The sequence below is a fragment of the Geminicoccus sp. genome (genome assembly GCF_036263595.1).
In the GTDB taxonomy this organism is placed as follows: Bacteria; Pseudomonadota; Alphaproteobacteria; order Geminicoccales; family Geminicoccaceae; genus Geminicoccus.
Window position 1 is genome coordinate 25971 of the sequence record NZ_DATAGQ010000098.1, and the last position, 10048, is coordinate 36018.

8 protein-coding genes and 1 tRNA gene are annotated in these 10048 nt (G+C 67.8%); 7 read left to right on the forward strand and 2 right to left on the reverse strand.

Annotation, left to right across the window (positions count from 1 at the left end):
• Positions 1 to 103: 103 nt before the first annotated feature.
• Both VHL31_RS08960 and glmU read right to left on the reverse strand, forming a co-directional pair.
• The gene (locus tag VHL31_RS08960; RefSeq protein WP_329660868.1) at positions 104 to 1291 is read right to left on the reverse strand and encodes a tetratricopeptide repeat protein; all 1188 of its coding nucleotides are present in this window, start codon (positions 1289 to 1291) and stop codon (positions 104 to 106) included.
• Positions 1292 to 1338: 47 nt separating this feature from the next.
• Positions 1339 to 2697, reverse strand: a complete 1359-nt coding sequence (gene glmU / locus VHL31_RS08965; RefSeq protein WP_329660869.1) for a bifunctional UDP-N-acetylglucosamine diphosphorylase/glucosamine-1-phosphate N-acetyltransferase GlmU — start codon at positions 2695 to 2697, stop codon at positions 1339 to 1341.
• Between the two features lie 232 nt (positions 2698 to 2929).
• On the opposite strand from glmU, the gene gph reads away from it, so the two are divergent.
• From gph to VHL31_RS09005, 7 genes are all read left to right on the forward strand, one after another.
• Positions 2930 to 3610, forward strand: a complete 681-nt coding sequence (gene gph / locus VHL31_RS08970; protein ID WP_329660870.1) for a phosphoglycolate phosphatase — start codon at positions 2930 to 2932, stop codon at positions 3608 to 3610.
• A gap of 79 nt (positions 3611 to 3689) precedes the next feature.
• A tRNA-Val gene (locus tag VHL31_RS08975) sits at positions 3690 to 3764 on the forward strand.
• 368 nt (positions 3765 to 4132) lie between these two features.
• Positions 4133 to 4786, forward strand: a complete 654-nt coding sequence (locus VHL31_RS26910; RefSeq protein WP_414653679.1) for a tetratricopeptide repeat protein — start codon at positions 4133 to 4135, stop codon at positions 4784 to 4786.
• 344 nt (positions 4787 to 5130) lie between these two features.
• Entirely contained in the window at positions 5131 to 6012 is an 882-nt protein-coding gene (locus tag VHL31_RS08990; protein WP_329660871.1) for a 5-bromo-4-chloroindolyl phosphate hydrolysis family protein, read from the forward strand.
• 87 nt (positions 6013 to 6099) lie between these two features.
• Complete coding sequence (locus VHL31_RS08995) at positions 6100 to 7341, forward strand: toxic anion resistance protein (RefSeq protein WP_329660872.1); 1242 nt, start codon at positions 6100 to 6102, stop codon at positions 7339 to 7341.
• 3 nt (positions 7342 to 7344) lie between these two features.
• Entirely contained in the window at positions 7345 to 8463 is a 1119-nt protein-coding gene (locus VHL31_RS09000; RefSeq protein WP_329660873.1) for an SPFH domain-containing protein, read from the forward strand.
• Between the two features lies 1 nt (position 8464).
• On the forward strand, positions 8465 to 9712 hold the full coding sequence (locus VHL31_RS09005) for a hypothetical protein (RefSeq protein ID WP_329660874.1): 1248 nt from the start codon (positions 8465 to 8467) through the stop codon (positions 9710 to 9712).
• The last annotated feature ends 336 nt before the right edge of the window (positions 9713 to 10048 follow it).

Genomic DNA, 10048 nt, shown 5'->3' on the forward strand with positions numbered 1-10048 from the left:
GCCTGCCGTTCCAGCCGGCGGGAACCTGCGTGTCACACCGTACCTGCTGCACGACTAGACACGACCAGGGGTAGAAATCAACGGCTCCGTAAATCGTGAAGTATTATTCTGCCGGAGCGAGGAATCGACGATACACCCAGCCTGAGCGCTCACCGGTACGCGGTATCCGGTACCAGCCTTTGTCCTCCGCATCCGGGGTCACGATCGCGCCGGGTTCCAGCGATCCGATGATGCCGAACGAGTTGCCCGGGCCGCCACGCATGTTCACGGAGGTCGTCACCCGGAAGCGTGGCGCCTCCGCATCGGGCGCATCCTGTGGCTGCTCGTCCCTCGAAGCCGTCTGGACCGGTGGCGTAGCCGGTTCGGCAGTCTGGCTCTCTTCGGGTGCTGGCGCAGGCGGGGTCGTAATGCGTGGCGACGGGACAGGCTCCGCGGGTGCCGTCGGCGGCGCGGCGTCCGCCGTCTCAGCGGGTGCCGGCGCGACCGGCGCAGGCGCGTCGGAAGAACCTGCAGGCGGCTCTACTTGTGGTTGTGTCGCCGGTTCTTCAGGTGCTGCGGTCGGCTCGACCTGCCGGGCAGCGCTCAAGGCATCGTCGAGAGCAGCCTGGGCCCGTTCCTGGGCGGCCTGGGTCCGAGCCACGGCCGCCTGGACGGAATCCGGGGCGGCACCTTCGGCGGCCTGCGGAACGGCGAGGTCGGCCGGCGCAGCGACCTGTGGCGCCGGCGCGGCGTTGGCGGGCTCTCCTTCGAGCGTGGCCAGGGCCGCGATGGCGGCCGGATTGTCCGGCTGGAGGGTCAGGACGCGACGGAAGTCGGCCGCGGCCTCGGCGTTGGCCCCCATCTCGACCAGCAGCGCGCCGCGATACTGCAGGGCTTCCAGATAGTTCGGATCGACCTCGAGCGCGCGGTCGTAGTCCTGCTTGGCAGCCGCCCGGTTGCCTCGGTTGGCACTGGCAAGGCCACGGGTCACATAGGCGAAGCGGAGATTGCGCACGGTGGTCGGGTCGCCAGGCTTGAGGTCCTGGGCACGCAGATAGTCCGCGATGGCCGCATCAAAGTTGCCGAGTTGCGAGTAGGCCACGCCACGATTGTTGAGCGTGACCGCCAGGGCATCCCGGTCCAGCCGCCCGTCGTCGATGGCGCGCCCGAACGCCGTGGCCGCTTCCTGGAACTGGCCCGCCCGATAGGCCTGATACCCGACCCGAAGGTCATCGGGCATCTGGGCCTGGGCCTGCGTACCCGTGCAGGCCAGCAACCCGGCAACGATCGCCGCCGCCCAACGCATTCGCATGCGGTCCTCCAGTTTCTCGTGCCACCGGGCTCTCGAAGGCAGGTTCGTCATTCCTGCTTCCCCTGCGACTTCCGCTCCGAGAAGCGCGCCCGCAGGGTCTGCGCGTGGCCTGGACGGACGGACTGTGGTGCGCGCGTCACCGCCAGCGCATCCGCAGGTACATCCGCGGTGATGACGCTGCCAGCGCCGATCAGCGCGCCCGCGCCAATCCGCACGGGCGCCACCAGGGCCGTATTGGACCCGATGAACGCGCCCGCGCCGATCTCGGTGCGATGCTTCGCGAAGCCGTCATAGTTGCAGGTGATCGTGCCGGCACCGACATTCGCCTGGGCACCCACTGAGGCGTCCCCGATATAGCTGAGATGGTTGACCTTCGCACCCGGCTCCAGCTGGGCGTTCTTGGTCTCGACGAAATTGCCGACCTTGGCACCAATGCCGATCCGGCTGCCGGGCCGAATCCGGGCGAACGGCCCGATGTCCGCCGTCTCGCCAACCGTGCAGTCAGCAAGGTGGCTGAAGGCCTGCACGTGCGCATTGGCGCCGATCCGCACCTTCGGCCCGACCACGACATAAGGCTCGATGATCGCCCCCGGCTCGATCATGGTGTCGGCCGACAGATGCACCGTCTCTGGCGAGGTCATCACCACGCCGGCCTCCAGTGCCGCCAGCCGCAGGCGCTCCTGCAGCAGCCGGTAGGCCTCGGCCAGCTGCACCTGGCTGTTGATCCCCACGCCGTCCTGCCAGGGCCCCTCGGTCGCAACGCAAGCCCAGCCGCGCGCACGGGCCAGCTCGACGATGTCGGTCAGGTAGTACTCGTTCTTCTCCGGCCGGTGCGGCACGGCCGCCAGCAGTTCCGGCAGGCGCGCGCCGTCCATGACCATGACGCCGGCATTGCACAGGCCCGTGCGCTTCAGCTCCGCATCGGCATGGCGCTCCTCGACGATCGCGACCAGCTGGCCATCCCGCTCCAAAAAGCGGCCATAGCCGGTCCGGTCGGGCGGGTTCATGCCGAGCACCGCCACGGCCGCGTCGTTCTGCCGGCGCGCGTCCAGCAAGGCGCGGAGCGTTTCCGCCCGGATCAGCGGCGTGTCGCCGTAAAGGACCAGCACCTCGCCCTCGGCGGGCAGGTCAGCGACGGCGACCTGGACGGCATGCCCGGTGCCCAGCTGCGGCTCCTGGATCGCGACGGACAGCGGAAGGCCACCGGCCCGCGCCGATCCGGCCACCTCGTCCATGCCCCTGGCCAGCACCAGCACCACCCGCGACGGCTGGAGTTCGCCGGCCACGGCCAGCACATGGTCCAGGAGGGTACGTCCGGCCAGCGGATGCAGCACCTTCGCCCGGCCGTTCTTCATCCGCGTGCCCTTGCCGGCGGCCAGGACCAGTACGTGCAGCGGTTTGGTCATCGATCTCCGTTTCTCGCAAGCGCGGCCGGCCGTGACCCCGTCGGAACCGGATCTGCCGCCATCGGATGAGCGGCCGCACACCTCGACAAGCTCTGTCGCGCACCAGCGCGATCCGCCGCAGTGTAGCGACTCCGCTTGACCGGACAATCCTGGCACCTCTTCCTGCGCCCCGGCATCGCACGTCGCTGCCTTGCGCGCCGGGCGCAGCGGCAAGCTCCAGGAGACCCCAGACTTGGCCACGAACCCTTCGCTGCGCGCTGTTCTGTTCGACCTGGACGGTACCCTGGTCGAGACGGCCCCCGACCTTCATGGCACCCTGGTCGAGGTCATGGCCGGGCTGGGGGTGACGGCTCCGAGCCTGCCGGCGTTGCGCACCATGATCGGCGACGGTGCGCGCGTCCTGATCCGCCGCGCCCTCGATGCCGCCGGCCATCCGAACGATCCGGAGCTCCTGGATCGCCTGTTCCACCAGTTCCTGGCGCATTACACGGCCCATCCCTGCCGGCAGAGCTTCGCCTATGAAGGCGTCGTGCCGACACTGGAGGCGCTGGTCGAACGGGGCCTCCCGCTGGGTGTGTGCACGAACAAGCCCTATGCGCCGACGATCGGCCTCCTCAAGGCCCTGGACCTCTCCCGCTTCTTCGGCTCGGTAGTGGGCGGTGACAGCCTGCCGATCCGCAAGCCGGATCCGGAACATGCGCTGGCCACCCTGCGACCGCTGGCCGTGGCACCCGAGGAAGCGATCTTCGTGGGCGACAGCACCAACGACGTGCTCACCGCCCGCGCCGCCGGCATGAAGGTGATCGTGGTCAGCTTCGGCTACACGAACGTTCCGCCACGCGAGCTTGGCGCGGACCTGGTGATCGACCACTTCGGCGAACTGGTGGCAGCCATCGACCGGCTCACAGCCTGACCGGACCGGCTGCCCTTCCCCATTGGGCACATGCACGGCTTGACATCCCCACCACGTCGGTGCCACCACCCGCGTCGTCGGGCGCTTAGCTCAGCGGTAGAGCACTACCTTCACACGGTAGGGGTCACAGGTTCGATCCCTGTAGCGCCCACCATGCACCTCCGACATCTCCGATCGCTGCGATCCGCGCACGTCAGGCGCGCAAGCGCCCGGTCCATCCCGGCGCCCGATGTCGACCGGCAACACCGGATTTGCCGGTCAGCTTGAAAAAATGCCGCTGCAGGCATGTCGGCAGGCCGCCCATCAAGTAGGCACTGAACAATCCGGGACCGCGGGAGGTCCCGGTGCGGAGCTTTCTGCCCGCCCAGCGCCACCATTGCCGGCACCAGCCACTGCTCCTGGAATCGATCCGGTCGCCCTCATCCTTCGGCAGACATCGTCGAACTTTTTCGTTAACGTAGCAGAATATTTTTAGGTCAGAGGGTGCATTGAATGAGGATGAACAGCAGCGCAGGCGGTTTCATGCTTCGGGCCACCGCCGTGACCCTCGCGATCTTGTTCTCCGGCAGTAATGCCGCGCATGCCGATGATGCGACCATCTGTGGAACCGCGATCACGGCACCCGACCATCGGCTGGTCGAAGTCATCGGAGCCTGCAACCGGGTGATCCCGATTGCGAAGACGGTCCGAGACTCGGCGTTGTTCTATCGCTATCGGGCCTGGGCCTTGAGCCACAAGGGCGAGATGGCAGAGGCTATTGTCGACTTCGACCGGGCCCTGGCGATCAACCCCGACGATACCTGGTCGCTGCAGGGACGCGCCCAGGCTCATCGGGCGCTCGGCCATTTCGACGAAGCGCGCGACGACTATCTGCGTCTCGAATGGCTCTATCCGGACACGCGCTGGCGCGTGGCCCTGGAAGAGTTGGGCCTGCCGGTGGAGCCGACCATGGCCGAGGTCGCTGCCCGGCCGCCCGTGGTGGCGCCCGCGGTCGTCCGGCAGGCAGAGACACCGTCCGTGACACCGGTCTCCGCCACGGCGTGGCGTCCCGAGGCTGAATCTCCCGACTCGCGCCGGCTGAAGATGCTGGAGGACGAAAACCTCAGGCTCAAGAACCTGCTCGCCGAGGCCATGCTCGAGGTTGCCAAGCTGCGCGAGACACTCGCCGGGATGTGATGGCCGTTGGCTGATGGCCCGGATCGGCCATCGCCTGATGTTGGCGGAAGCCAGGCATCCCGAACGATGACCGGCTACGATGCACCCCTTCACGGGCGGGCGGGGAGGCCTGCGCCGTCCTCGTCGTCCCCATCGCCCGGCAGCAAGGCCGGACAGCCACCGGCAGATACGAAGCTCCAATCCTGCGTGCTGGCAAACCGGCCCCGACCTTCCTACATGAGGCATCGCGCACATGAGCGCGAGCGAGGAACGACGGTCGATGAACGTGGTGTTGCGCAAGACGCTGGGGTTCGTGCTGCTGGCCGCGACGCTGGGCGTGGCGAGCTGCCAGGCTGCTTTCTTCCATGCGTTCTGACGGTCGATCGGGTCCGGACATCCTGGGTGGCCGGACGGCTCCCGAGCGGTGGGTCCCGGAGATACGGTCCAAGCTTGAGGGGCGATTTGAAGGCCTGATCCTCTATCTGTTCGCCATCCTGCCGATGCTGATGGGACTGATCGCGCTTGGCCGCGGCCGAACGGACATGCTGATCGCCGACGTCGTGTCGGCAGCCCTCATCGTCTTCGGCGCGAGCAGCATCCGTGCCGGCCGTAAGGCCGAGCGTGCGTTCAAGGCGCGCCGCGTCGCCAAGGCGCCGACTCTGCCGCGCAAGGCGCTGGGTGCCGGCTGCCTGGGAGCGGCCGCCTTCCTGCTGGCGTTCGCCGGTGCGGGCCACAGCTTCATGGGCGGCCTTTCCTTCGGTATCGGGGCGGCGATCGCCACGCTCCTGATGTACGGCCTGGATCCGCGTGGCGAGAAGGCTGTCAGCCCTGATATCGACACCGACATGTTCCGCGCCGCCCTGGATGCGGCCGCAGCACGGATCGAGGAGCTCGACCAGACGCGGCGCCGGATCACGTCGCGGCCGCTCGCCGACCGGCTAGCCAGGGTCGTGCGGCGCGCCCGGGGCTTGGTCGAGACGATCGAGCGCCAGCCGGACACGTTCAACCGTGCTCGGAAGATGCTGAACCTGTATCTCGACGAGACGCTCACGGTTGCGCGCAAGCTGGCCGCATCCGGGCTGAATGGCGCCGATCCGGCCATCGAGGGCAAGTTCACCGAGGCGCTCGACGCCATGGAGAACGTCATGACCGAGCAGCAGCAGAAGCTGCTGGCGGCGGATGCCCTCGATCTGGACGTGCAACTCGAGGTGCTGACCCGCCGGCTGAAGAGCGAAGGCATCCATTGACCATCCGGGGTGGTGACACCTCCGTGCGTCCGGCCGGTTGTTCGGTCGGCGCGATCGCCATACGCCATTCTTGAAGGGAGGATCGCGATGACCGACCAGTACGGGTCGTTGCCGACGCAGGGCACAGCGACCGTGTCGCCCTCGGCGGGTGCACCGGCCCTCAACCCCCAGCAGAATCTGGGCGCGATGCCTCCCGCAGGCAGCACCTCGGCGGGCCTGACCGCCACCAGTGCCGAGATCGCCGCCTTCTCGCAGGTGGCCCCGGAGCAGAAGGAGCGCATCGAGCAACTGCTGCAGGAGATCGACCTTGCCGACAGCAACTCGATCGTCCTGTTCGGTGCCAGGGCGCAGGGGGAGCTCACCAACATCAGCGAGCAGATGCTGGAGGGCGTGCGCAACAAGGACACCGGCCCGGCCGGCGACGCCCTGTCGCGGATGCTGCTCACGCTGAAGGGCTTCGATACCGAGGACCTGAAGGAAGGGGCCAAGCGCGGCTGGATGGCCAAGCTGTTCGGCGCCACCGAGCCGATCCACAAGTTCGTGCAGAAGTACCAGGAAGTGCGCGGCCAGATCGAGACGATCGGCGACAGCCTGAACAAGCACAAGAACCTCCTGATGATCGACGTCGAGAAGCTCGACCGGCTCTACGACGCGACCTTGTCCTATTTCCATCAGCTGGGCCTCTACATTACGGCTGGCGACGAACTCCTGCGCAAGCTCGACGAGCAGGAGATCCCCTCCCTTGCCCGCGCGGCGGAGACCGCGGCGGACGTGCTGGCCGCCCAGCGGCTGCGCGACTTGCGCTCGGCCCGCGACGACCTGGAGCGGCGGGTCCACGACCTGAAGCTGACCCGCCAGGTGACCATGCAGGCCCTGCCCTCGATCCGGCTCGTGCAGGAGAACGACAAGGGCCTGATCAACAAGATCACGAGCACGCTCGCCAACACCATCCCGCTCTGGAAGACCCAGCTCGCCCAGGCGATCACGATCTATCGCTCCAGCGAGGCGGCGAAGACGCTCAAGGAGGCGACCGATCTCACCAACCAGCTGCTCGAGGCGAATGCGAAGAATCTGAAGGATGCCAACGCGATGGTCCGCCAGCAGATCGAGCGTGGCGTGTTCGACATCGCGGTCGTGGAGCGGGCGAACCGCGCCCTGATCGACACCATCCAGGACAGCCTGCGCATCGCCGACGAGGGCAAGATCAAGCGGGCGGATGCGGAAAAGCGCCTCTATGCCTGCGAGGAGGAGCTCAAGCAGGTGTTGCGCGCAGCCTCGGCCGTGCGCACGACCGGCAGCCCTCCCCGCCCAGGCATGGGAAGGGGCTGAGCAATGTCGCTGTGGGACCGGCTCACCGGTGAGTTCATCGACGTCATCGAGTGGAAGGACGACAGCTCCGACACGCTGGTCTGGCGTTTCGAGCGCTGGCAGGACGCGATCAAGCAGGGTGCCAAGCTGACCGTCCGGGAAGGGCAGGTCGCGATCTTCGTTAGCGAGGGCCAGATCGCCGACGTGTTCCCGCCCGGGCTCTACCAGCTGGAGACCCGCAACCTCCCGGTGATGACCACCATCCAGCACTGGGACCACGGCTTCAACTCGCCCTTCAAGGCGGAAGTCTACTTCGTCTCGACCAGGCGCTTCACCGACCTGAAGTGGGGGACCAAGAACCCCATCACCCTGCGCGATCCCGAGTTCGGCCCGGTGCGGCTGCGCGCGTTCGGCTCCTATACGATCAGGGTCGCGGATGCGCCCCTCTTCCTGCGCGAGTTGGTTGGCACTGACGGCCATTTCACGACCGACGAGATCAGCAACCAGCTGCGCAACATGATCGTGTCGAAGATGAGCGAAGCGCTTGCCACCAGCGGCGTGCCGGTTCTCGACCTGGCGGCGAACTACGAGAAGCTCGGCACGTTCGTCACCGAGCGCACCGCACCGCTGGTCCGCCAGTCCTACGGGATCGACCTGCTGCAGCTGCTGGTCGAGAACGTCTCACTGCCGCCCGCGGTGGAGGAGGCGCTGGACAAGCGCACCTCGATGGGCGTGATCGGCGACCTCGACCGCTACACGCGCTTTCAGGCAGCGGAGGCTTTGGGCCGGAGCGGGACCGACAGTGCGCTTGGCGCCGGTGTCGGTCTGGGGGCCGGCATGGCGATGGCCCAGCAGGTAGCGGGTGCCATGGCACCGTTCGGCGGCAAGCCGGCCGGTTCCACGCAGCCGGCGGCGGCCGGGCCGCCGCCACTACCCTCTGTGCCGCGTTTCCATGTCGCGGTCGACGGTGCGGCGCAGGGTCCATTCGGATCGGACGAGCTCCAGGATCTGGTCGCGAACGGGAAGCTCGGACGGGACACGATGGTCTGGACCCAGGGCATGCAGGACTGGGCCAGGGCTGGCGAGCAGCGTGCGCTGCAGGGTCTGTTCGCGAGCCTGCCGCCGCCGCTGCCGAAGGCCTGACATGGCCGGACCATGGGGCGAGCGTCCGGACGAGGACCGGATCAGCCGGATCGCGGCCGAGGCGCTGCGTCATGCCGAGCGGGCCTCGCCATCGCAAGGGCTGGCGCCCGGTCCCTCGGCTGACGCCGGCGAGCTTCGCTTCCCCTGCAGCCAGTGCGGCGCCTTCCTGACGTTCAAGCCCGGCACGAGCGTGATGGTCTGCGCGTTCTGCGGCCATGAGAACCGGATCGACGAGGTCCAGCCGCCGGGCACGCTGCGCGAACTGAACTACCATGCCTGGCTGGGCAAGCTTGCCGATCAGCGTGAAGTCGAGACGACCCGCACGGTCAAGTGCGATGCCTGCGCCGCCGAGTTCAGCTTCTCGGGTGACGAATTCAGCGGCCATTGCCCGTTCTGCGGCTCGGCCACCGTCACGGATACCGGGGTCAATCAGCACATCAAGCCCTCGGGCGTCCTGCCGTTCGGGATCGACCGCAAGGACGCGGAGGCGGCCTTCGACCGCTGGCTGGGCGGGCTCTGGTTCGCGCCATCCGACCTCAAGCACAGGTCGGAAAAGCGCGAGCGGCTGGTAGGGATGTACCTGCCGTACTGGACCTTCGACAGCGCCACCCGCTCGGTCTACCGCGGCCAGCGCGGCGACCAGTACACCACGATGGAGTGGGTGACGGTCTCCGACGACAAGGGCAACGTGCGCCGCGTCCAGCAGCCGGTCGTACGGATCCGCTGGTCGCTGGCAGCCGGGCAGGTGGCGCGGGACTTCGACGACGTGCTGGTGCCGGCCGCCGAAACCCTGCCGTCGGCGATGGTCGACCGGCTGGAGCCATGGGACCTGCAGGACCTCCGTTTCTATCGCCCGGAGTATCTCGCCGGCTTTCGGGCGCAGGCCTATGGCATCGACCTTACCGCCGGCTTCGACCGGGCCAAGGTCAGGATGGCGGCTGCCATCCGCCAGGACGTGGCCCGGGACATCGGCGGCGATGTCCAGCGGATCGACTTCGTGGACACGCAGCACGACGACGTCACCTTCAAGCACGTCCTCCTCCCGGTCTGGCTCGCCGCCTATCGCTATCGCGGTCAGCCCTACCGCTTTCTCGTCAACGCCCGGACGGGTCAGGTCCAGGGCGAGCGGCCCTGGTCCTGGATCAAGATCAGCCTGGCCGTCCTGCTAGGTCTGGCCTTGCTGATCATCCTCTACGTGCTGCTGGGCGAAGGCGGCTTCATCGAGCAGATGCTGCGCGGCATGCGCTGACCACGAGGCCCGGCACGCTGGAAGGGCTGGCACGCCACGTCGCGGGCGCTCCAGCTGCTTTCCCGCCCGTCGCCAGCTTCGCCCCCGCTGCCGACCCGTGGCAGGGTCTGCGCCAACTGCTGGCGGATCGGCCAGTCGCCGGCGTCATCCTCCAGCATGTCCGCCCATGACCATGTCTCGATCCCACCAGCGATCTGGACGGTTCTATCATTGCCGGCCTGGACGCGCCCTGCGGGTGGAGGTGCGGAAGCACAGAAGGCCATTTTTGACCGAGAACGCAGGGCACCTGCGGTGGACGGAACCGCCGTGGCCGATCATGCCAGTGCGCGTTTCTCC

Excerpts from the sequence above, each read along its gene's own strand:
- VHL31_RS08960 (WP_329660868.1), bottom strand. The coding sequence starts at position 1,291 with ATGCGAATGCGTTGGGCGGCGGCGATCGTTGCCGGGTTGCTGGCCTGC.
- glmU (WP_329660869.1), bottom strand. The coding sequence starts at position 2,697 with ATGACCAAACCGCTGCACGTACTGGTCCTGGCCGCCGGCAAGGGCACG.
- VHL31_RS26910 (WP_414653679.1), top strand. The coding sequence starts at position 4,133 with ATGCTTCGGGCCACCGCCGTGACCCTCGCGATCTTGTTCTCCGGCAGT.
- VHL31_RS08990 (WP_329660871.1), top strand. The coding sequence starts at position 5,131 with ATGCGTTCTGACGGTCGATCGGGTCCGGACATCCTGGGTGGCCGGACG.
- VHL31_RS08995 (WP_329660872.1), top strand. The coding sequence starts at position 6,100 with ATGACCGACCAGTACGGGTCGTTGCCGACGCAGGGCACAGCGACCGTG.
- VHL31_RS09000 (WP_329660873.1), top strand. The coding sequence starts at position 7,345 with ATGTCGCTGTGGGACCGGCTCACCGGTGAGTTCATCGACGTCATCGAG.
- VHL31_RS09005 (WP_329660874.1), top strand. The coding sequence starts at position 8,465 with ATGGCCGGACCATGGGGCGAGCGTCCGGACGAGGACCGGATCAGCCGG.